15 protein-coding genes are annotated in these 23,170 nt (G+C 43.6%); 13 read left to right on the top strand and 2 right to left on the bottom strand.

The window, feature by feature from the left end; genetic code table 11:
• Nucleotides 1-3 precede the first annotated feature (3 nt).
• The 13 genes from BWI44_RS20695 to BWI44_RS20635 all read left to right on the top strand — a co-directional run bounded on the left by BWI44_RS20695 (nt 4) and on the right by BWI44_RS20635 (nt 18,460).
• Nucleotides 4-1,578, top strand: a complete 1,575-nt coding sequence (locus BWI44_RS20695; RefSeq protein ID WP_138292527.1) for a RagB/SusD family nutrient uptake outer membrane protein — start codon at nt 4-6, stop codon at nt 1,576-1,578.
• Between the two features lie 15 nt (nt 1,579-1,593).
• Nucleotides 1,594-3,012 (top strand): DUF5018 domain-containing protein, encoded by a 1,419-nt coding sequence (locus BWI44_RS20690; protein ID WP_286816281.1) that lies wholly within the window; start codon nt 1,594-1,596, stop codon nt 3,010-3,012.
• A 69-nt stretch (nt 3,013-3,081) separates the two neighbouring features.
• A complete protein-coding gene (locus tag BWI44_RS20685) occupies nt 3,082-4,755 on the top strand; it encodes a DUF4434 domain-containing protein (RefSeq protein ID WP_138292529.1) in 1,674 nt (557 codons plus the stop codon).
• 233 nt (nt 4,756-4,988) lie between these two features.
• Nucleotides 4,989-6,023, top strand: a complete 1,035-nt coding sequence (locus BWI44_RS20680) for a glycerophosphodiester phosphodiesterase family protein (protein ID WP_007663689.1) — start codon at nt 4,989-4,991, stop codon at nt 6,021-6,023.
• A gap of 5 nt (nt 6,024-6,028) precedes the next feature.
• The gene (locus tag BWI44_RS20675; protein WP_286816274.1) at nt 6,029-7,018 is read left to right on the top strand and encodes a metallophosphoesterase family protein; all 990 of its coding nucleotides are present in this window, start codon (nt 6,029-6,031) and stop codon (nt 7,016-7,018) included.
• Nucleotides 7,019-7,039: 21 nt separating this feature from the next.
• A complete protein-coding gene (locus BWI44_RS20670) occupies nt 7,040-8,425 on the top strand; it encodes a DUF4434 domain-containing protein (RefSeq protein WP_117692667.1) in 1,386 nt (461 codons plus the stop codon).
• 5 nt (nt 8,426-8,430) lie between these two features.
• A complete protein-coding gene (locus BWI44_RS20665; protein ID WP_007663685.1) occupies nt 8,431-9,537 on the top strand; it encodes an SGNH/GDSL hydrolase family protein in 1,107 nt (368 codons plus the stop codon).
• 22 nt (nt 9,538-9,559) lie between these two features.
• Entirely contained in the window at nt 9,560-11,083 is a 1,524-nt protein-coding gene (locus BWI44_RS20660) for an ADP-ribosylglycohydrolase family protein (RefSeq protein WP_286816270.1), read from the top strand.
• 2 nt (nt 11,084-11,085) lie between these two features.
• Nucleotides 11,086-12,696 carry a DUF4434 domain-containing protein gene (locus BWI44_RS20655; protein WP_118423021.1) on the top strand — a complete coding sequence of 537 codons (1,611 nt, stop codon included), beginning with the start codon at nt 11,086-11,088 and terminating at the stop codon, nt 12,694-12,696.
• Nucleotides 12,697-12,922: 226 nt separating this feature from the next.
• Complete coding sequence (gene rbsK, locus BWI44_RS20650; protein WP_138292531.1) at nt 12,923-13,831, top strand: ribokinase; 909 nt, start codon at nt 12,923-12,925, stop codon at nt 13,829-13,831.
• A 23-nt stretch (nt 13,832-13,854) separates the two neighbouring features.
• Nucleotides 13,855-14,862: a GRP family sugar transporter gene (locus tag BWI44_RS20645; RefSeq protein ID WP_007663673.1), complete on the top strand. Its 1,008-nt coding sequence runs from the start codon at nt 13,855-13,857 to the stop codon at nt 14,860-14,862.
• A gap of 30 nt (nt 14,863-14,892) precedes the next feature.
• The gene (locus tag BWI44_RS20640) at nt 14,893-16,452 is read left to right on the top strand and encodes a DUF4434 domain-containing protein (RefSeq protein ID WP_007663671.1); all 1,560 of its coding nucleotides are present in this window, start codon (nt 14,893-14,895) and stop codon (nt 16,450-16,452) included.
• Between the two features lie 13 nt (nt 16,453-16,465).
• Nucleotides 16,466-18,460: an NPCBM/NEW2 domain-containing protein gene (locus BWI44_RS20635; protein WP_195209165.1), complete on the top strand. Its 1,995-nt coding sequence runs from the start codon at nt 16,466-16,468 to the stop codon at nt 18,458-18,460.
• 89 nt (nt 18,461-18,549) lie between these two features.
• Here BWI44_RS20635 and BWI44_RS20630 read toward each other — a convergent pair whose 3' ends face one another.
• Both BWI44_RS20630 and BWI44_RS20625 read right to left on the bottom strand, forming a co-directional pair.
• Nucleotides 18,550-19,878, bottom strand: a complete 1,329-nt coding sequence (locus tag BWI44_RS20630; RefSeq protein ID WP_286816266.1) for a RagB/SusD family nutrient uptake outer membrane protein — start codon at nt 19,876-19,878, stop codon at nt 18,550-18,552.
• 20 nt (nt 19,879-19,898) lie between these two features.
• Nucleotides 19,899-23,165 carry a SusC/RagA family TonB-linked outer membrane protein gene (locus BWI44_RS20625; protein ID WP_007663665.1) on the bottom strand — a complete coding sequence of 1,089 codons (3,267 nt, stop codon included), beginning with the start codon at nt 23,163-23,165 and terminating at the stop codon, nt 19,899-19,901.
• Between the last annotated feature and the right edge of the window lie 5 nt (nt 23,166-23,170).

The raw sequence follows: 23,170 nt of genomic DNA, 5'->3' as shown, positions 1-23,170 counted from the left end.
ACAATGAAATCAGTAAATAAGATATTAACAATATTTGCTTCTGCTTGCTTCACGCTGAGTAGTTGTGATATTGATCCTGTTCTGACAAGTAGTTATCCTGACGATATCACTTGGTCGAATGAAACAAATCTGCAATTGTATATTAATGGCTTTTATTCTTTGATCGGAGGATATTATTCAATCACTGATGATGCATGTGCTGACCTTTTGAAAGCCAATAATCCGGTTGCCAATACTAATTTGTTTGTATTCGGTTCTACTCCTATTACTTCTGCCAGTAATCTTTTTGATAACTGGAATAATAGGCATTCCTGGCAATTGACTTGTTGCCGTGCCTTGGAAGGATTGGAAAAACACCGTGAAAACTTTACCGAGGAGGTAGCCAAACGCGCAGAGGCGGAATTCCGTTTTTTCCGTGCTGTGGCTAATTTCGATTTGGCGAAACGTTATGGAGCCAGTTTTATCCTGTACAAGCAGTTGCCTGAACTTGGACAAAAGGATCATGCACGTTGTACGCCCGATGAATGCTGGGATTTCATAGCAGAAGACTTGGACTTTGCTGCTAAAAATTTACCTCTGAGAGGTACTGTAGAGGCCGGTAAGTTGACAAGTGGTGCAGCCTATGGAATGAAAGCTCGTGCTATGCTTTATGCTGAACGTTGGAAAGATGCTTCCGATGCTGCTGCCGAATTGAAAAAGCAAGGGTATGAATTGTATGAGGATTATGGAAAGTTGTTCTTAAATAGAAGAGCGAAACCGGTTGCAAATAATGAAAGTGTCATAGAGTTCGGCTATGTTTATGAAACGTTGGATTATTCTTTTGATTATTTCAATTGTCCGCCCAGTGATGGAGGTTATGCTGAAATCAGTCCGACAGAAACATTGGTATCAGCTTATCAGATGGCTGATGGTAAAGAGTTTGACTGGAATAATCCGGAAATGGCTGCCAATCCCTATGAAGGTCGTGAACCACGTTTCTATGCTTCCATACTTTATAACGGTTGTCAATGGAAAGGAGAAACACTTTATACATACGAAGGTAGTGTGGATGGTTATGGCTTAGGTGGTGGTACTACTTGTACAGGCTACTATATGCGTAAGTTGTTTGATCCGGAAATTAGTAAAAGTCAAATGCGTAGAACTGACTTGACTTTCTATTACATGCGCTATGCTGAAGTTTTATTGATTTATGCTGAAGCAATGGCAATGCAAGATAAACTTACTGAAGCATTGGAAGCATTGAATGAAGTGAGAGACAGAGTTGATTTGCCGGCAGTATCTGCCAGTACAAAGACTGAATTCATGAAACTTCTCCGTCACGAAAGAATGGTAGAGTTAGCTTTTGAAGGACATCGTTTTTGGGATCTCCGCCGTTGGGGGCTGGCAACTACAGTCCTGAATGGTACTCACATGGAAGGAGTGAAGCCGACAAAAGTAGGCGACGGATATGAATACAATGTTGTGGATTGTGATGCTGGTAAAACGCGTGTTTATCTGGAAAAATACAACCGTTTCCCTATTCCTATTGCAGAAATTCAGCAGAACTCTGCTTGTGAACAGTTTGATGAATGGAAATAATTAAAAAATGAAACTATGAAAATACTTAATAGAATTGCAGCAACAGCGTGTTTGTTTGGGGCAGTGCTCTTAGTTTCCTGTGAGTCTCCTGACTTGAGTACAGCACATGAAAGCCAAGTAAATGGTCTACTTAATGTAACCATTCAGATACCTGATAATCCGACGGAGTTTTATGCTACCAAGAAAGGTCCTTATGAAGAGGGAGAAGAAATTACGGTGAAAGTTCCTACCACGGATGAGGACCCGCTCGATGTAAGCCGTCTGATTTGTACTGTAAGTGTGGAACATAATTGCTATGTTGTTCCGGGAGTTGGAGGTGAAATGGATTTCACTGAACCTTATAAAATAACAGTAATCGATGCATTGGGCAATCGTCATAACAATACGATTCGTGTCGTACCGACACCGCCTAAAACCAAGTTCTCCAAAGTGTGGGAAAAGAACTGCACCGATTTGGGACTAGCAAGCCGCAACAATACAGGCTTGGCAATATACGGTCAATATCTGGCAGTTCAGGAATACAATGGTCCTATCTACCTGTATGACATGAAGACGGGAGCAGCGGTTAAGACTATAGATGCAGCAAGATCGTTTATGATGAAGGCTCGTACGGATGATGCCGGTCACTTGATTACTTCCCGTGAAAATATTTACGGTGCAGGTTTCATGGTCTTCTATTATTCTGAAGCAGATCAGGAACATAAGTTGCTGCTTGACTATACTGCCGGTGATGGTTGCCCGGGAGATTTGGGGTATAACATGAATGTAGCGGGTGATGTAACCAGCGGTACAGCTTATATTTATGGTACAGGGCCTAATGATATGACTATTTATTATTGGAAATTACAGGATGGTCAGTTAGTGACTCCTGCCAATCAGCCTAATAAACTACGTTACGGACCGGTTGGAAGTTCTTGGACTGCCGCACCTGCCATACAGCGTGTTTCATTGGCCGATGATTCAGATCATTACATCAGTTATACGAAGTGGGTAAATGGAAATAGTGATGAGGCTTTGAAGAGTCGCTTCAATATCTTTACGACATCCATGGAGGTTACGGCCTTGAATGCTGCCGACCATGAATACCGTTTGCTTGGCTTCAATGTGTTTAAGGTGGAAAATGATACCTATTTGGCACTCAATGACCAAGGTGCTGACCAATGGGCTGGTGGTGGTGCTACCCTCAAGGTATTCGACATAACCAATACTTCTAAGATGGAACTGGGACCGGACGATGACGGATATAGTGACTTCTGTGTATTTACAAGCGATATGTCCGCATGGGGGCAGAATTACTTTAGCTGGGGAGACGTTGCTGTCTACAAAGAAGTAACCTCAACCGGGTATGACGTGTACATTGCAACCTCTGTTGTTGGCTTTGATTTATCACAGTCTATTGTAAGAATGTATAAGATGAGTTATTTCCGTCAATAATACACATTGATTAATTCAAATCGGGAGTGCCGCTAATCCGGCGGCACTCTCTTTTAAAACTAATGCCTTATGAAAACAACTGCTATATTGGTAAGTCTGTTCTGTTTTATTTTGACTTCCTGTGGAAGTGATGATCATAACGGAGGAGGAAACGGTCAGGATGGTGACTATAACCTGAAAGAAGAGATACGCAAAGTATTGAATAGCACGAAAGCTACTAAAAATATTAACCCTTTCGATGAATTAGGGTGCGAAATTTATCGTACTGGTCCTACCAGTGCCGAAGAACCTACCAAAGCCACTATTGACTATGACTTAGGTGATGACTATAAAGAAGGAGTAGGAAGCTTTAAGCTGAAATACAGTTTTTCCGGTAAACCTATGACTTCAAATCCTGAGTATGTCTATTTCGAAGAAACATGGGGAGATTATCGCCCCGACTTGTCTTTTTATCCTTTGGGACTTTCTATTTGGGTAAAAGGCCAAAAAGGTAACAAAGGTGTTTTCCGCTTCATCATTATGGAAGATGAGAAGCAATTCAATGCCGACAAACCGCATGACAGTACACGTAAGAGATGGCAATATTATGCTTTCGAAGACGAAGAAATATTATCCAAAGAAGGCTGGAACCGTTTGGTTATGCCCTACAGTGCGTTCAAATTGTATAAAAAGGGCCAGGGGGCTACGGCTGACGGCTTATTGCTAAACCGTTTTGAGGGATTCCGGATTGAAATCGTAAATACGAAACATGAAGTCTGCACCGGTGAAGTAGGTATCGATGCGTTGGAGCAATTGACTTCTTATGAGCTGAAAAACGGTAAGCCCAAGTTCTCCAGCATTTTTGTACAATTGAATACCGCCTATGTCAACGAAGACTGGGATAAACAGTTTCAGGATAGCCGTGCCATCGGCATTGATACTTGGATTATCCAGTATGTGGAACAGTTTACAGACGGAGAAAATACTAGTATTTCGTTCTATAAGAATACCAATATGCCTTGGATTACCGAGAAGTATGACTTTGTAGACAAAATGTTCGAGGCTGCCGAGCGCAATGGCATAAAACTGATTGTAGGCCTTTACCCCGGTGATTACAGTAAAACAAATACGGCATCACCGGAGAAATATAATCTCAATTTGGAGAGAAATAAGATGGTGTTCGATGAGGTGTATGAACAATTTGGCAATCACCCTTGCCTTGAAGGTTGGTATATAACCGAAGAATTTCATGATGGTTCTTATCCTGTAGGCTGGCAGCAAGAACCCTCTTTATCCATGTTGGCTAAGTATCTTGAAGGAGTGGCTTCTTATATTAAGACCAAATCGGATAAGCCCGTTTCTATCGCTCCGGCTTTATGGAGAGGTATGCCGGCCGATCTTTGCGGGCAATGGTTTGGACGGATCTTCGCTCAGACGCCCAATATTGATTATTTATACATTCAGGATCTTGGCGGACGCTGTCTGGTGGATGTGGATGTAGACCTGCCTAATTGGTTTGCTGAGATTAAAAAAGCATGTGATGCCAACGGCGTACATTTTGGTGTTGATATAGAATCATTCCAGAGTTGCTGGTGTCCGAATGTCCCTTATCGGGAAAAGAACTGGAGTGAACTAAAGGAGCAATTATTCGTAGCAGGGTTGTTTACCGAATATATCACGAATTTCAGTTGGGTTACTTTTAAGAAGGGTACAAACAATTATACAAGTTATAAAAAGTATCTGGAAGACAATGGACTTTTGTAAATAATGAAGACTCTAATACCCGAAGGTGTAGTGGTAAACTGAAAAGGGCTACACCATAAGGGCGAAAGGGTGTAGCTATCCGAGCAAAAGGGTGTAGCCTTAACACTGAAAGGGTGTAGCCCGTTTAAATAATCGCTACGACTATGTGTGAACGGGATAAGTAGACGGAATTTATTATTGCGGATATAAATAACGATTTTATGGATGTGTATATTTGTTATTGATAGAATAGGATGAAAAATGCAATCTTTATAGCAGGAATGCTTCTTAGCTCCTTCGTCATGAGGGCCGGAGATATTTCGAAGTATGTGTTGGATAATTATCTGATTCCCGTGGGGCAGTCGGGGAGTGCAGTGGGTCGGATATATCCCACACCCTCCAATGTTTGTTTGCTGAGTGATACTTCTTCTCTTTTCCGGATTGATCTTAAAGAGAAATCAATCTGTCTGAAAAAGAATAAGGCATTATCAGCAGGGCAGACGAGTTATAGATACGGCATAACCCTTTTGATTGACGGGCAGCAGTGTGAGTTTGAATTATTGAAAGACGGCTTCAGCAAGAACAGAGTGGTGGCTCATCGGGGTGCCTGGAGACAGAAAGGGGTGTTGCAAAATTCAGTTCGTTCTTTTCAGAATGCGGTGGAATTGGGATGTCAGGGATCTGAAATGGATGTCTGGTTAACTGCCGACAATAGAGTTATTCTTTCCCATGATCCGCATGTATATGGATTGGAAGTTGAAAATATCACCTCATTGCAGTTGTTTCAACAAACGATTAATAAGAAAGACCCGGTGCCTTCACTTCAGGAGCTCTTGATAGCTGCAAGGGCGCAGAATAGTACCCATCCTATTATTGAAATAAAAGATTCCCAGAAAGGGTTGGAGCGTACGTTACAGTTGACAGACTCTGTGGTGAGTATTGTTCATCGCATGAAAATGCAGGGGTATGTGGAATATATCAGTTTCAATTATGAAGTCTTGAAACGTATCCGTGAACTGGATCCTACAGCCAGAACTCTTTACTTATGGGAAGGTAAGAAGGAACTGAAGGACCTGGTGAACGACCGCATCTCAGGAATTGATTATTCTTACTATGCATACAGGCAAGATAAAAACCTGACTCAAAAAGCCAGGGAAGCCGGTTTACTTACCAATGTCTGGACGGTGAATAGTGCGGAAGAGTTGCAACAATATTATTTGTTGGGAGTAGACTATATTACTACAGATGAACCTGAATTATTATTGAAGATTATAGATAGTTTAAAATAAAAGATATGATGTGTAAGAAAATAGCTTTATGCTTAATGGTATTATTTTATGCTCTTACGGTTTGGGGCCAGAAAGAAGTATTGAAGTTCAATCGTGACGGCAAGTTTAAGATTGTACAGTTTACGGATGTTCATTATAAATATGATGATCAGGCAAATTCACAAATATCTCTGGATCGTATTAACGAAGTATTGGATGCTGAACGTCCTGATTTCGTCATGTTTACGGGAGATGTGGTTGTTTCCAATGAAGCTTTCAAAGGGCTGGACATTGTTTTGGAGCCTTGCATCAGACGCAATATTCCGTTTGGAGTGGTATTTGGCAATCATGATGATGAGTATGATCGCACCCGGGTGGAATTGTATGATTATCTCTCGCAAAAGAAAAACAGTATGATGCCTGCCCGTGGAGGCGAAGTTGCCCCTGATTATGTTTTGACGGTGAAGTCGTCAAAGGATAAGAATAAAAATGCGGCTCTTTTATATTGCATCGATTCTCATGCATACACGCAGATAAAGTCAGTACCCGGATATGACTGGATTAAGTTTGACCAGATTGCTTGGTACAGAAATCAAAGTAAGGAATTTACGAAGCAGAATAATGATATTCCTCTTCCTGCATTGGCTTTTTTCCATATTCCCATACCCGAATACAAAGATGCTGTGATGGAAGATAAAAACAGATTGTTCGGAGTGAGAGGTGAAGGAGTTGCTTGCCCTACCACTAATTCAGGTCTGTTTACTTCTATCAAAGAGTGTGGTGACGTCATGGGAACATTTGCCGGCCACGATCATAACAATGATTATGCAGTTATATATAAGGAGGTGCTATTGGCTTACGGGCGTTATACAGGTGGAAATACGGTGTACAATAATTTGGCTAACGGTGCCCGTGTAATCATATTGCAGGAGGGAGAACGCAAGTTCGATTCCTATATTCGTCTGACTGGTGGCGAGACGGAATCACGGATTTCTTATCCGGGTAGTTTTAACTAATTCTAATTTAAAAAGATGATTATGAAACGTACTTTTTTACTTCTTTTTTCTTTGTTCAGTCTGGTGAGTATGCAGGCAGAGAATAAAGTGAGCTTAACTTTAATACCTCCGGGAAAAATCACCAATAAGGTCGATCTGGATATCCGCGGTGGTATTGTGAACGAAAGTGCTTCACAACAGACTTATCAGGTAGCTTTGTATTGGAATAAAGAGAATAAGGATGCACTGTTATACGAAACGGTTGTGACAATCCCTGCCGGAAAGGCCGAAACGGTGAAGGTGGTTATACCTACCAAGGATCGGGTGGGAAAGAATAAAGTGATCTTCAAGGTAGCCAATGAAGGTAAGACCTGTCGGAAGACAAAGGATATAGAAGTGATTGAATCGGACATTCGCTCTATCCAACAGATATCCGGTGCCTGGACGGGCATCTATCACTGGAGTGAAATCGAAGGAAAACATTGGAATCAGGATATCAAGAAGATGACCGACGATCAGTGGAGAGAGTTGATTCGTTCCATGAATAAGCTGGAAATGAATATGGTGGTTATACAGGAAGTTTTCCGTAATGAAGAATATGTAGGCAAACATACTACCAATGTGGATAACTATGTAGGTAAAGCCTTCTATCCTTCCAAACTGTATCCCGGCCGTATGGAACTTACAGCCAAAGATCCGATTGAGGCCATCCTGACGGAAGCCGATAAACAGGGCATGAACGTACTGATGGGAGTGGGTATGTTTGCTTGGTTCGACTTTACCCCCGAATCTTTGGAATGGCACAAGCGGGTGGCTAAAGAACTGTGGGATATGTATGGTCACCATGAATCCTTTTATGCTTTCTATGTGTCCGAAGAGAGTGGCGGTGGTCTGGATAACTGGGAACAACGCCCCGAAATGCGTAAAAAGAGAAAAGACGATATTGTGAATTTCTTCAAAGAGTTTAAGGCTTACTGTAACGGATTTGCACCGGACAAACCGATCATGTTGGCTACCAACAGTTTTGAAGTTCCCAACGGAATGGATACGTATCCGGCACTTATGGAACATCTGGATATCTTGTGTCCATTCGGATTTGCCCGTATGCCGGATGGTGATCTGACTGGTAAGGAAGCGGCTAACATGTTGCAGAAAGTTTGTGATGAGGCTAAAGCTCATTTGTGGTTCGATCTGGAAGTATTCCTGTTCAATCCGGATAACTCCCTCTATCCCCGTCCGGTAGAAGAAATCATCCGTGACCTGAACCTGTTTGATAACTTTGAGAAGATTCTTTGCTATCAGTTCCCGGGTGTATTCAATGATCCGAAGATGTCTATCCGTGTGGGCGAAGCACGCACTATCGACTTGTTCAACGGATACATGAAATACCTGAAAGAATTGAAAGCTAAAAATAAGAAACGTAAATAAGGAAAATGATGAAACGTTATTGTCTATATCTGTTTATCCTGATAGGGATAAGTTGTTCTGCGGAACTGAAAGCTCAAAGAAACGGAACTGTTTATAAAGGGAATGATCCTGCCGTGCGGTATACCGGCAGAACATTGGTTTCCTCCGATGGTTCGGTAGCTTTCGACTGGGTAGGTACTTATCTGGAAACCCGTTTTACTGGTGGAAGGCTGTCAGTGAAAGTTTCTGAAACAGGAACGAGTTATTATAATGTATTTGTTGATGGCAAACTGCATAAAGTCGTGAAAGTATGCGGAACGGATACATTGATCCATCTGGTATCGGGCATAGATAAGCGCATTCATAGTTTGAAGATACAGAAACGTTCCGAAGGTGAATTCGGCAAGACAACTATCCATCAGTTTGTCTTGTCCGGTTCGGGACGCCTGGCGGAAGAGCCGGCAGTACGCACACGGCATATCGAGTTTATCGGAAACTCGCTTACCTGCGGATATGGCACAGACGGGAAACATCGCGATGAGCCTTTCCTGGTGGAGACGGAAAATTGTAATCTCACATTTGCCTCTATGGTAGCCCGTTATTATGATGCGGACTATACACTGATTGCCCATTCCGGTAGAGGAGCCGCTCGCAATTATGGTGATTCGGTACGCGTGTCGAAGGTTACGATGAAAGACCGGATGCTGAATACCTTTGACGAAGACCTTACTCATAAATGGAATTTTAAGGGATATCTTCCGGATCTGGTAGTTATCAATTTAGGTTCCAATGATTTCTCAACGGAGCCCCATCCTTACAAAAGCGAATTCACCAAAGCATACAAACAGATCCTTGCACAACTGCGTGAGCATTATGGAGATATTCCCATATTGTGCATTTACCCTGTAGCTATGCAAGCTCCTGTATTCAGTTATTATGAAGCGATAATAAACGAAGTGAATGATCCGAAAGTCTTTCTACTGAAACTGGATAAGAACCTCTATAACCGGACTACCGACCTGGGGGCTGCATGGCATCCCGGATATTCGGGACATAAGAAGATGGCGATGTGGATAATTCCTTATATCTCAACGATTATGGGCTGGGATCTGACGGATAAAGTGATTGAGTAAAGCCCGAAAGTAAAAACAAGAAATGAGTATGTCGAAAAGAAATCTAATATGGCTCCTGATGGCTTTCTTCTTTATAGCCGATCTGGTTGCCGCCGTTCATAAAGGAAATAAAGAAGTTGTTCTGTCCGAGCAGAGCCTGCGTGATAAAGTGAAGGGTGCATGGGCGGGGCAGACCCTGGGATGCAGTTACGGGGGACCTACTGAGTTTAAATTCTTGGGAACTATCATTCAGGATTATATTCCCATTCCCTGGGATAAGCATACGGTCAAGAATTGGTATGATACCTTTCCCGGTTTGTATGATGATGTTTATGTGGATCTGACTTTTGTGGAAGTCTTCGAAAGATGCGGGCTGGATGCTCCGATTGATTCTTTTGCGACGGCTTTCGGGCGGACAGAATATCCATTGTGGCATGCCAACCAGGTAGCCCGCTACAATCTGTTGCAGGGGATGAAAGCACCCCAGAGTGGTTACTGGAAGAATAACCCTCATGCACATTGCATCGACTTCCAGATTGAAGCGGATTTTGCCGGGATTATGTCACCGGGAATGCCTAATCAGGCTGCTGAAATCTGCGATAGGGTGGGGCATATCATGTCCTATGGTGAAGGATGGTATGGCGGAGTTTATGTGGCAGCCATGTACTCTCTGGCTTATGTCAGCAATGATATAGAATATATCGTAAAAGAAGCGTTGAAGGTGATACCGGAAGAAAGCGATTTCCACAAATGTATGTCGGACGTAATTCGCTGGCACAGGAAATATCCGAAAGACTGGAAACGAACCTGGTTCGAGTTGCAGAACAAGTGGAGCGAAGAAATCAGTTGTCCCGAAGGCATTCATAACTCCTTTAATATCGGTACGAAGATAAACGGTGCCTATATACTCCTGGGCTTGCTTTACGGACAGGGGGACTTCACAAAGACCATAGATATCGCCACGCGTGCCGGTCAGGACTCTGACTGTAATCCGGCTTCAGCCGCAGGCATCCTGGGAACCATGATAGGATACAGCAACATCCCCGAATCCTGGAAAGAAGCTTTGTATGAAGTGGAAGACATACCTTTCTCCCATACGGATATCAGTCTGAATAAAGCCTATGACATGACGTACAGACATGCCAGCGAGATGTTGCAGAAACATGGAAACGGGAAGGCAGGAACAGACTTCATAATCAGACGGGAGAACATCAGACCTGTTGCTTTGGAAGTAGCTTTTGAGAATCTGAAAGTGAGCGATAAACTTACAATAGAGAAATCCATAGATGATGTAAATCCCTTCTCTTTCGAAGGAACCGGACTGGTTGTAAAAGGATACGTGGCAGGTGGGCTTCCGGCGGACTATACGGCGGAGATGGATGTATATATCGATGGACAGTTCTATGAAACCACCGCCTTGCCCCAATATATCAACCACCGGAAGTGTGAATTGTTCTTCTGCTATGACCGTCCTGTAGGGAAGCACACTGTAACTTTTAAATGGAAAAATCCCGTATCGAACGGGAAAATATGGATAACCGAAGTAATAATCTATACAACGAAATAAATATGAAAAATATACTATCCCTAATCAGTATTTCTTCTCTGCTGCTTGTGTTGGCGGCTTGCGGTAGTAAACAGGCCCCCACAGCAGAGGAGATAATAGCGAAAGCACGTGCGGTAAAGACTTTGAATGCTTACGACGAGATGAGCTGTGTGGTGTACGAAATGAAAGGACTTCCCGAGTCACCGCAAACCTCGATAGACCGTTTTATCAGCGATGACTGTGTGGAAGGAACGGGAAGCTTCGAGCTTAAATACTCTTTTTCCGGCAATGCGTCCGGAACCGAATCCGTATATATCCAGCAGAGTGGGGGAGACTATCGCAGTGATTTGTCTTTCCATCCGTTGGGACTTTCCATCTGGGTGAAAGGTAATAAGAATAATAAAGGTACCTTCCGTTTCATGCTTATTCAGGATGTGGATCAGTTTACGCAGGATGCGCTTCATGACAAAGATCGCTGGCAGTTCTTCGAGTATGTGGATAAGGATGTACTGACCAAGGAAGAATGGACACGTGTAGTGATGCCTTATGAGGCCTTTACTTTTGCCAAAGGGCGTGATCTGGGCGAAAACAAACTGGTTCTGAACCGTCTTGAAGGTTATCGTCTTGAAATCACGAACGATGATAACAGCGCATGTACAGGTGAGGTTTGCATCGACAATCTGGAGCAGCTGACCTCTTATACTCCTGAATTCAAGGGAACTCCCAAGTTCTCCAGTGTTTTCATTCAGCTGAATAGCGTCTATAAAGAGACCGACTGGGACGTAGAATTCAAAGCAAGCCGTGAAGTGGGCATTGACACTTGGATTATCCAGTATGCCGAAGGTTTCAATGACCGCACGAATGAGAAATCTTCTTTCTATTCGCCGACAAATCTGCCGTGGGTGACCAAGCAATATGATATCATGAACCGAATGTTCGATGCTGCCGAGCGTAACGGGATGAAGCTGATTGTTGGACTATATCCCGGTGATTACAGCAAGGAAGATACTACAAAACCGGAACAATATGAATTTCTGGTGGAGCGTAATAAACAAGTATTCGATGAACTGTTTGCCCTTTGGGGGAATCATCCCAGCTTGGCGGGATGGTACATAACCGAAGAATTTCATGACGGCTCGTATCCGGTAGGTTGGCAGCAGGAACCCGCCTTGTCTATGCTGGCTAATTATTTGCAGACAGTGGCGGCTTATGTGAAGTCGAAGTCTCCGAAAGAAGTCTGCATAGCTCCTGCTTTGTGGAGGGGAATGCCTGCTGATCTCTGCGGAAAATGGTTTGGTAAGATATTTGCCCAGACTCCCGATATAGATGTACTTTATCTTCAGGATATAGGCGGACGTTGTCTGGTAGATTTTGATGTGGACCTGCCCAACTGGTTTGCCGAAATAAAGAAAGCCTGCGATGCTAACGGAGTGATTTTCGGAGTAGATATAGAGTCGTTCAAAGAGTGCTGGTGTCCGAGAATTACCATGCGGACCAAACCCTGGATCGAGCTGGAGGAACAGCTGAGAGTAGCCGGAATGTTTACCGATCATATCACGAATTTCAGTTGGGCCACCTTCAAGCCGGGAACAGATACCTATGAAGGGTATAAGAAATATCTTGAAAGAAAATAAGCAATCATACTAAAAGCAAAGTTTCATCGGATGGAACAAAGAGTTTCATCCCTTGAAACTCTTTGTTCCAAGCGGTGAAACTCTCAGTATTGCCTAATGAAACTGAAAGAAACCAATGGTATGCTCAATCAGTAAACGGGAAATACTTGATTATGAATAAGTTTTTAGAAGAAATGTCTTGTCACGGCGATACATACATGCATTTATTTATTAAAAATATAGTACCATGAAGAAAATTATAGTAATTGGCAGTTCCAATATAGATATGGTGGTGAGGACCTCTCATCTGCCGGTCCCCGGTGAAACCATTCTGGGTGGTGAATTCTTTATGAACCAGGGTGGTAAAGGAGCCAATCAGGCAGTTGCAGTGAAAAGGTTGGGTGGTAATCTGATCTTTGTAGCGAAGTTGGGGAATGATATACTGGGACAGCAGTCAGTGGATTATTTCAAGAAAGAGGGAATAGATACAAAATATATCACTCTTGATGAAAACTCTGCTTCTGGAGTTGCTTTGATCAGTGTGGATGATCACGCAGAGAATAGTATAGTGGTGGCTTCCGGAGCCAATATGCTGCTGAACGAGCAGGATGTGGATAAAGTTGTGGAGGAAATGTGCGAAGGAGACATCTTGTTGATGCAACTGGAAATTCCGATTCAAACGGTGGAATATGCTGCTAGGAAAGCTTTTGAAAAAGGGGTGAAGGTAGTCTTGAATCCGGCCCCTGCCCGGAGCCTTCCGAAAGAGTTACTCAGATACCTGTTTATGATTACTCCCAACCGGATTGAAGCAGAAATGCTTACCGGTATAAAGATTGTGAATGATGCTGATGCAGAACGGGTTGCAAAAGAAATCAGTGCGATGGGAGTACAGAATATAATTGTAACTTTGGGTTCGAAGGGCTGCTTGGTGAGAGAAGGCGATACTTCGTATTGTGTGGATGCTTTTAAAGTGGAACCTGTTGATACGACGGCTGCCGGCGATACTTTCAACGGTGCTTTATGTGTGGGACTGGCAGAAGGCATGAACTTGAGGCAATCTGCTGGAATGGCTTCTAAAGCTTCATCTGTTGCCGTGACAAGAATGGGAGCGCAGTCTTCTATTCCGTATCGTAAAGAACTGGACCTGAATGAATAAATTAACCTCTAAAAATACCGATTATGTTTATAGTTGAAAGTTACGGATTGGCAGTGGCGTTGTGTTGGGTTACGATGCTTTGCTGGGGATCGTGGGGAAATACTCAGAAGTTGGCAGCCAAGACCTGGCGCTACGAGTTGTTCTATTGGGATTACGTGATTGGCATCGTTCTTTTCTCTCTGATCTGGGGATTGACTTTAGGTAGTACGGGAGAGGCCGGGAGAGGATTTATACAGGACTTGTTGCAAGTGAGTCCGGAGAACTTCTGGAGCGCTTTCCTGGGTGGTGTGATATTCAATGCTTCTAATATTCTGCTATCGGCTTCTATGTCATTGGCAGGGATGTCGGTTGCTTTTCCTATAGGGGTGGGGCTGGCATTGGTTCTGGGGGTATTTGTCAATTATTTCAGTGTTCCGAAGGGAGATCCCGTCATTCTTTTCCTGGGCGTTTTCCTGATTGTACTGGCTATTATCTTTAATGGAATAGCATCCGGAAAAGTTTCCAAAGCGTCCGGTCAGAGCACCCGTAAGAAAGGTATCCTGGTTGCTGTATGCGCCGGTATCCTGATGGCGTTCTTTTATCGTTTTGTGGCGGCAGCTATGGACCTGGAAAATCTGGAAGCACCCACAGCAGGCATGATGACTCCTTATTCGGCTTTGTTCGTGTTTGCAATAGGTATCTTTATCAGTAATTTCCTGTTCAATACACTGGTGATGAAGAAACCTTTTATGGGAGAACCTGTGTACTACAGCCAGTATTTCAAAGGAAACTTCAATACGCATCTGGTGGGTGTGTTGGGCGGTATAATCTGGGCATTGGGAACTGCTTGCAGCTATATCGCTGCCGGAAAAGCCGGTGCGGCTATTTCCTATGCGCTGGGGCAAGGGGCAACGATGGTAGCCGCCTTGTGGGGACTCTTCATTTGGAAAGAGTTTAAGGGGGCTTCAAAGTCTACCAATCTGTTACTTACGCTGATGCTTATTCTTTTTATCTCCGGTCTGGTACTGATTATAGTGTCCGGAGGAAGTTGATAACTTAATATAGATTTATAAATGTGTACTATGAAGAAGAAATTTCAAATGATAGGATTTGCTCTGTCAGTTTTATTGGTTGCGTTACCGGTAGTTACGGTGGGTGCGGATAATGCCGCTTCCGACAAACAGAAAAAAGAGAAAACCACCGAGTCGGCTTTGGGTGTGAAACCTGTTACAGGTAGCTGGATCAACCTGGCATACAAGGATGTACGTAATAAATATACGAATCCTCAGAGTTTTGATAATATGGACCCGAAATTGTGGGAAGCTAAAGTACGTGAATTGTCGGCTATGGGTATCGAATATCTGGTACTCATGGAGGTTGCCAATGAAGGAAAATCTTATTATCCTTCGCAAATAATGCCTTGGTGGTATAATAAGGATAAGAAAAGTCCTGTGGATGCTATTCTGGATGAAGCAGCCAAACATAATATGAAGATTTTCATGAGTAGTGGCTGGGCAAAGGATCAGGATGATAATCTGCTTGATCCGGCAATTAAGGAACGGCAGCTCCGGATCATGGAAGAGTTGGCATCTCTTTATAAAAACCACAAAGCCTTTTATGGCTGGTATTTACCGGTAGAAGATTGCCTTTGTCCTATTTTTGCGGAGCATGCGGTGCAGTCGGTAAATACCTTATCAGAGAAGGCTAAAAAATTGGCTCCGGGCAAGAAAACCCTGATCTCTCCTTATGGAATCGGATTGTCAGAATTTGATAATCCGGAATATGAGAAGCAAATGCAGAAACTGAAAGTGGATATCATTGCCTATCAGGATGAAGTGGGGTGTGTACGCGATCAGTTCACACTTCCCCGTCTGAAGAAGAACTGGCAGAGATTGCGTGATATTCATAACCGCCTGAATATTGAAATGTGGGCAAATTGTGAGACTTTCACTTGGGAAGAGGGTACCAATGACCGTACTTCTGCCTTGATTCCGGCAGCCTATCCGAGGCTGCTGTCCCAGCAGGTTGCAGCATCTGCGGCGGGGGTTGATAAGATCATTTCATTTATGTTCTACGGTATTATTGAGAATCCTGAGTCAAAGTATCAGTTGGGACAACCTGTCTGGTCGAACAAAGTGTATGCTGACTATATGGACTGGAAGAACGGAAAGGAATATTGGAAACTGATGGAAGCAGCATTTATGGAGAAATTAGTCAATGGAGCGGCTCCGCAAATGATGCTTGGAAAGGCCGGTTTGCAACCGTTACTGGATGGTAAGGTTGCTGAAGAGGACAGTAAGGATGCCCGCTGGGTGAAGTTCGAGGCCGGTTATCATGAATTTGTAGTGGATCTGCAAAAGAAAACCCGTGTTCAGAAAGCTATGTTGCGTATGCTGAATTATAATCCGGAAAAAATAGGTATGCCGATGAAGACATATCTGTATACTTCAATAGACGGTAAAGAGTATAATCTGTCTTCCATAAAAGACGCCCCTTATTTTCCGAACAACAAGCATGATGCCTGGATTGAAAGCATATTGTTTGACCAACTGGATGAAAATGTACGCTATGTAAAGGTCGCTTTTGAAGCTCCGCAACAGGTATATATAGATGAGTTGTTTATTAATCCGGTCCTGAAATAAAAAGCGAAATATTATGAAAACTAGGAAAAACGTAATTATCGCATTGGCTCTTTTGGCAAACTTGTGGTTTGTTTCCTCTTGTAATAACGGGCCGAAGCGTGAAGTTTGGTTGGATGAAGTTTATAAGGACTCCTGTTTTGTGCAGGATTGGGGAATACCGCAGATAAATCAGTCTGTGGTATGGACTCCGCTTACGGTAAATGGAGTTGTGTATAAGCGGGGTATCGGAGCTCATTCCATCAGCCGTATGCTGTATGATTTGGGTGGTAAGGCCGTTTCAGTGAGTGGCTTGGTTGGAGCGGACGATAACAACCTGTATGCCGGTAAATTGCAGTTCAAGATAATCGGAGATAAAAAAGAACTTTGGAAAAGCGGTGTGATGCGGAAGGGCGATCCCGTAAAAGAGTTCAATGTCAGCCTCTCCGGCATTGATAAAGTGTTGCTATTGGTTGAAGAATGTGGCGATGGCATTATGTACGACCATGCCGACTGGTTGAATGTGAAGTTTGTGACTCATGGAGAGATTACCCCGATACCTGTCTGGCCGAAGCCTGTGGCTAAGGAGAAGTACATTCTGACACCGGAAGCTCCGGAAACTCCACGGATTAATAATCCTCTGGTATATGGCGCCCGTCCGGGAAATCCGTTCCTGATGACGATTATGGCAAGTGGTAACCGGCCAATGACTTTTGAAGCGTCAGGACTTCCTGCCGGACTGAAATTAGATACTTCCACCGGCTTTATTACGGGAAAAACCGAACTTAGAGGAGATTTCAAAGTGCTTCTGAAAGCCATGAACGAAAAAGGTGTAGCCGAAAAAGAAATTACCTTGAAAATAGGAGACCGGATTGCTCTGACTCCTCCGATGGGATGGAACAGTTGGAATTGCTGGGGACTTTCTGTAGATGATGAGAAAGTGCGCGAGGCTGCCCGCATGATGAATGAAAAGTTGCATGCATACGGATGGACGTATGTGAATATTGATGACGGTTGGGAAGCTGCCGAACGTACCAAGCAGGGAGAATTGCTCTCCAATGAGAAATTCCCTGATTTTAAAGGCTTGGCTGATTATATTCATTCTCTGGGATTGAAATTCGGTATTTATTCTTCACCGGGACCGACAACATGTGGTGATTATCTGGGCAGTTATCAGCATGAGGAAATAGATGCACGGACTTGGGGCAGATGGGGAGTAGATTATCTCAAATATGATCATTGCGGATATCATGCGGTTCAGAAGGATTCAGAAGAGAAAACAATCCGCGAACCCTATATTGTTATGCGTGATGCATTGGATAAAGTGGATCGGGACATTGTCTATTGTGTGGGATATGGTGCTCCCAACGTCTGGAACTGGGCAAGGGAGGCAGGAGGTGAGCTGTGGCGCACCACCCGTGACATTACTGATGAATGGAATGTGGTGACAGCCATCGGTTGTTTTCAGGATGTTTGTGCTCAGGCTACTGCACCGGGGAACTATAATGATCCCGATATGCTGGTGGTAGGAAAACTGGGTAAGGCTTGGAGAGAGAAGGTTCATGAATCGGCTCTGACTCCTGATGAACAATATTCCCATATCTCTCTATGGTGCATTCTTTCCGCTCCGCTATTGATCGGTTGTGATATGTCCGATATAGATGATTTTACGTTGAGTTTACTGACAAATAATGAAGTGATTGCTGTGAATCAGGACCTGTTGGCAGCACCGGCCACAAAATTGCTGACTGATAATGGGCAGATATGGTATAAGAAACTATATGATGGATCGTATGCAGTAGGATTCTTCCAGATAGATCCTTATTTTATCTTGTGGGATCAGGATGAGGCTGAAGCTATCCAGATGAAGACGTATGATTTCGAATTAGCTCTCAAGCAACTGGGAATTACTGGCAAAGTATCTGTTCGCGATCTGTGGCGGCAAAAAGATTTGGGGGAATATAATGGGGAGTTCCGGACACAGGTTCCCTATCATGGAGTTTCTTTTGTGAAGATAACTCCTGTGGAGTAAATTGTGTGTATCTTAGAAAAAACCTCCTTTCTAATCTTGTCATGGGGATGAGAAAGGAGGTTTTCTTATTTATCAACTCTACTTATTTATCAGTTCGACAACTCCGGATTAGCAGCTATCGCTTCTCTTGGAATTTGAATTGTATAACGCGAATCATCCTGTTCCAATACATAGGTTCCTCCCTTGAGCACTTTTTCAATACGAGGGCGGGTGGTACGGCGTAAGTCGAACCAGCGATGTCCTTCAAAAGCTAATTCACGCGCACGTTCATCCAGAATCTCCTGTATCAGGGCTTCTTTGGTCATTGCGTTCACGGCAGTTGCTTTTACTGTATATGCTTCCGGTGTATAGCGCTTCTGCATTAACTCCAGTAATCGGGTGCGTGCTTGGGGCAATTTATCCGATTGTGCGGCTGCTTCTGCCGAATTCAGGTACATTTCTCCCACTCGGAAAGAACAACGGAAATCATCTTTTCCGCTCTTTTGGCTGAAGCGATAACCATTCTTGTCGGCAGCTTTGAAATAAGCCTCCAGACGTAAATCGCCTTCTTTGTATAAAGAAGCTAAAGCTTCTGATAGAACAGCAGCCTGTGTGTAGTTAGAAGACATACCACGTTCTAATGCAGTAATATTTTCTACAGACTGATAGTTGTTGGGCAGGGTATAAGTTTCTGCATTGAAATCTTCCAATGTATTCTTTTCAGCAAGTATCGCTTCGGCTGCCTGATATGCATTGTCCCATTGTCCCATATATAAATATACACGGGCACGGAGGGCTTTTACAGATAAGGTTGTGAAACGATAAGAAAATTTCTGTTCCCAAGATTCTTTATTAATCAGTTTTTCAGCCTCGTTGATATCTGCAATAACTGCTTCATAAATTTGTGCAACGGTATTCTTCTTCAGGATTTCATTGATATCGCTATTCAGCTTAAGCGGCACGGCTGTCGTCTCTAATGCTCCCGGACGGGTATAGGGCTGACCGTAAAGATTCACCAACAGAAAATGCATGTAAGCACGGAGCAGATAACATTCACCAATCAATTGGTCGATGTCCTCTTCGCTCCCTTCGTTGATGGATTCCCGCTCTTCTATGGTATAGTTGACAGTGAACATGATGCTATAGAAGTTCTTCCACTCAAAAGCAGTGGTTTGTCCCGGTGCGCTGAAGTCATCCCAGCACTCGATTTTTCCGTAACGATCCTGTTCCCAACTATCGTCTTTCACATACAGTTCATCCGAACGAAAACAGGCGAGTCCTCTGGCATCGGGAACGGTCTTATAAGCTGTGGCAATCAGCGCTCTGTACTCAGCTAAAGTCTGGGGGATCACCTTTCCCGTAGGTTGAATGTCAAGCATATCACAAGCAGTCAGTAATACTACGCTGCTCATCAATAACATTATATATATCTTTCTCATTGTTTTAACTCTCTATAAAATTAAAAATTCAGGTTCAGGCTTAGGGTAACAGACTTCGGAGCCGGGGTTGCATACGCGTTGGACATCGTTTCCGGATCAAGATAATTCTTGTAACTTGAACCGAATACTAATAAGTTACGTCCTTCGATGGCAATTGTAGCGGAAGTCATACCCAATTTGCGGCTAAAATTAGTGGGCAATGTATACCCTAAACGGATGTTTTGCAGTCGCACGTAGTTTAGGTCTCTGATCCAGATATCCAGGTTACGGTATATTTCATTCTGGTTTGAATACCACATGTATTCGTCCAGACGTTCATTTTGGCTCAGCAGAACAGGGAAGATTGTTTCCGTGTTTTCCGGAGTCCATCGGTTCAGGATATCGCGGTTCGTATTACGTCCTTTATCAAAGTCAACGATAGAGTAGGTGGGTTGGCTGCGCACCTTTCCACCGAAGTCGAAGCTGAAGTTGACACCCAGTTCAAATGCTTTGTATGTGAAAGTATTATTGAAACCACCGGTATAAGGGCAGTCGGCTGTACCTACATAAGTGTAAAGTTCACGGCGTTCGCGGGCTGTCAGGTCAGTTGCTCCGAATCCCCATTCCTGCAATTTGAAGAATTCCATGGCCGATACGGCTTTTCCGTCTTTACCCTCAAACATCGGATAACCTTCTTCATCCAATCCGGCTGTTTTCAGGGCAAACAAGGCTCCTACAGGATACCCTTCGCGTCCCGGTTCCAAGGCATCTTCGCGCAGTGCTTCTTTCAGTATTTTATTGTTGTTGTATGCGAAGTTGAAGTTGGTGGTCCACATGAAATTCTTGGTGTGGATATTGCGTGTGCTAAGGGCAACCTCAACACCCTGGTTCTGCATACTGGCCCAGTTGACGGTCAACATTTCAAAACCTGTTTCCAGTGGGAGCATTTGGGTTCCAATCAAGTCTACGCCCTTACGATAATAATAGTCTACGCTCAGATTGATAGCCTGATTCAATACTGCAAAGTCGAATCCGGCGTTTACTGAATGGGTTTTCTCCCAACGCAGTTTTTTGTTCGGTGCACCGGAAACATCAATCATATCTTCCGACCCTCCCGGCAGGATATTTTCAATTCTGTAGTTACCCAGAAGGTAAGGAGAGGTGTTCTTGTCAATGTTTCCTTGCAAACCGTAGGATGCACGGACTACCAGATTGTCTATCCATTTGGCATTCGCCATAAAAGGTTCCTGAGAGATACGCCACAAACCACTGACTGAATATAGTGGCAGATAACGGTATTTCTTGTCTACACCGAAAAGGTCGGAACCGTCAAAACGGATACTTCCGCCCAATGTATAGCGGTTCAGCAAAGAGTAAGACAGGGTTGAGAAAGCAGATACGTATGCATTCTCCACATGAGCTTTCTCGTGTAACTTGAAGGCCTGGCTTTCTTCCGGGAAGATGATCGGCTTTGTTGTCAGCGTCTTCCGGTCAAATCCATAACCGGCGCTATACAGCTTTTCCTCCCATGTCTTGCGGATTTCTGTTCCCACCATTATTTCAAATTCATGGATGTCATTGTAGGTATCGCGGTATTCTCCCATCGCTTTCCAAGTGAGCTGGGACAGTGAGTTTTCGTTAGCCTTATGGAATCCTCCTTCCGGCAGGTAAGTTACGCCATTATTACGATGATTCTTCTTCTCTGTACGCATCACATAACTTTCTTCTTCAGCGATTTTTTCGATAGAAGTTTTATCCAGTTGCAAACCGAGTTGGGTGGTAATTTTAAAACGGTCGTCAAATCGCAGTTCAGCGTCGAAGATGGATGAAAGGCCGTTAATGGTAGTTTCGTTACTCGTATTTTTCCGTTCTTCGAAGAGGTTAAGACCAAAATCCATGTCCGTATCATCTTCTACATCCACATCGTAATTATAGTTGCCATTGGCATCATAAGGAGTGAAATAAGGATTTGCCAGACGTGAATAATAGATCGGGTTCGTCAGTCCCCGGTCATCCGGCAAATAAGTAGAGTTCTTACGACGATTGGCAAACATGGAAGCACCGACTTTCAATATGCTGTTCACCTTATAGCTGGTCTTCATCACTAAATTCAAACGTTCGGCAGATACATTGGGAATATTACCGTTTTCCTTCATATATCCGAAAGAAGTGTAATAAGTTGCCTTTTCGCTACCACCGGAAAGAGACAAGTTATACTCCTGTGTAAATGCATCACGGAAGAGGATATCACTCCAGTCCGTATTAGTTGCCTTGAGTCTATTGATTGCACCTTGAGCATTGGAGGACAAAGCGTTCCAACCTCCGTCTTTGAAGTTCTGTAGTTCTCCCAATCCGGAGATAATGCGATATACCTCACCTTTGGTTTCTCTGTAAGGATAGCCGGATTCCAGCAAGTCAAGTTCCAGACCTACTTTCTCTTCTGAATTCAATAGATTCAAGCGGTCTATATTCAACTTAGGAGAATATGTCAGCTTGGAAGAGAAGTTAATAACCGGTTTTCCGACTTTACCTTTCTTTGTGGTAATCACAATCACACCGTTAGCTGCGCGGGCACCATAGATGGCAGTTGCGGCAGCATCTTTCAAAACGGTGATATTATCGATATCGGCAGGATTCAGGCCGGCAATGGCGGTTTGTCCTACGTTATCGATATCTTTCAGTACTTCCATACTGGGAATGTTCGTTCCTTCCAATGGAATGCCGTCCAATACCCATAAAGGGTCTTGTGTACCGTTCAGCGAAGAGGTACCGCGGATACGGATTTTAGCAGGAGCGCCCGGGGCACCGGATATATTGCTTACGGAAAGTCCGGCAATTTGTCCGGTCAATGCCTGATCTATGCTCTTGGCTGCACCTACCATCTGGTCCGAGATATCGATTTTTGACACGGCAGCCGTCAGTTTACGGCGTTCCACAGTCTGGTATCCCGTTACAACTACCGCATCAAGCATATGAGCAGAAGGTTGAAGAGTGATATCATATTGTTTTTTGCCCGGAATGAGTTTTATTTCCACTACATCATAGCCAACGTAGCTACAATAAAACCGGGTAATGCCATCCGGAATTGAAATAGAGAATTTACCGTCGATATCCGTAATGACACCAATAGTCGATTGATTGTTCCCGTTTTTCTTCAGATCCTCAGCCGTCACATAGACAGAAGCACCTATGAGAGGCAATTTATCCTCAGAAGAAATTACTACACCCTCTACTTGTCGCTCTGCGGCAAGGGCGTAAGTGAGTGTTCCTATCAGTAATAGGAACACGACAGATAAGCGTCTTTTCATCCGTT

It is taken from the genome of Bacteroides sp. Phil13 (assembly GCF_001940965.1).
Classification (GTDB): Bacteria; Bacteroidota; Bacteroidia; order Bacteroidales; family Bacteroidaceae; genus Bacteroides; species Bacteroides intestinalis.
Note: the sequence above shows the minus strand (reverse complement) of the source record. Positions and strands in the feature narration are given on the sequence as shown.

Bases quoted from the DNA above. Each gene is read 5' to 3' on its own strand.
- BWI44_RS20695 (WP_138292527.1), top strand. From the start codon at position 4: ATGAAATCAGTAAATAAGATATTAACAATATTTGCTTCTGCTTGCTTC.
- BWI44_RS20690 (WP_286816281.1), top strand. From the start codon at position 1,594: ATGAAAATACTTAATAGAATTGCAGCAACAGCGTGTTTGTTTGGGGCA.
- BWI44_RS20685 (WP_138292529.1), top strand. From the start codon at position 3,082: ATGAAAACAACTGCTATATTGGTAAGTCTGTTCTGTTTTATTTTGACT.
- BWI44_RS20680 (WP_007663689.1), top strand. From the start codon at position 4,989: ATGAAAAATGCAATCTTTATAGCAGGAATGCTTCTTAGCTCCTTCGTC.
- BWI44_RS20675 (WP_286816274.1), top strand. From the start codon at position 6,029: ATGATGTGTAAGAAAATAGCTTTATGCTTAATGGTATTATTTTATGCT.
- BWI44_RS20670 (WP_117692667.1), top strand. From the start codon at position 7,040: ATGAAACGTACTTTTTTACTTCTTTTTTCTTTGTTCAGTCTGGTGAGT.
- BWI44_RS20665 (WP_007663685.1), top strand. From the start codon at position 8,431: ATGATGAAACGTTATTGTCTATATCTGTTTATCCTGATAGGGATAAGT.
- BWI44_RS20660 (WP_286816270.1), top strand. From the start codon at position 9,560: ATGAGTATGTCGAAAAGAAATCTAATATGGCTCCTGATGGCTTTCTTC.
- BWI44_RS20655 (WP_118423021.1), top strand. From the start codon at position 11,086: ATGAAAAATATACTATCCCTAATCAGTATTTCTTCTCTGCTGCTTGTG.
- rbsK (WP_138292531.1), top strand. From the start codon at position 12,923: ATGAAGAAAATTATAGTAATTGGCAGTTCCAATATAGATATGGTGGTG.
- BWI44_RS20645 (WP_007663673.1), top strand. From the start codon at position 13,855: ATGTTTATAGTTGAAAGTTACGGATTGGCAGTGGCGTTGTGTTGGGTT.
- BWI44_RS20640 (WP_007663671.1), top strand. From the start codon at position 14,893: ATGAAGAAGAAATTTCAAATGATAGGATTTGCTCTGTCAGTTTTATTG.
- BWI44_RS20635 (WP_195209165.1), top strand. From the start codon at position 16,466: ATGAAAACTAGGAAAAACGTAATTATCGCATTGGCTCTTTTGGCAAAC.
- BWI44_RS20630 (WP_286816266.1), bottom strand. From the start codon at position 19,878: ATGAGAAAGATATATATAATGTTATTGATGAGCAGCGTAGTATTACTG.
- BWI44_RS20625 (WP_007663665.1), bottom strand. From the start codon at position 23,165: ATGAAAAGACGCTTATCTGTCGTGTTCCTATTACTGATAGGAACACTC.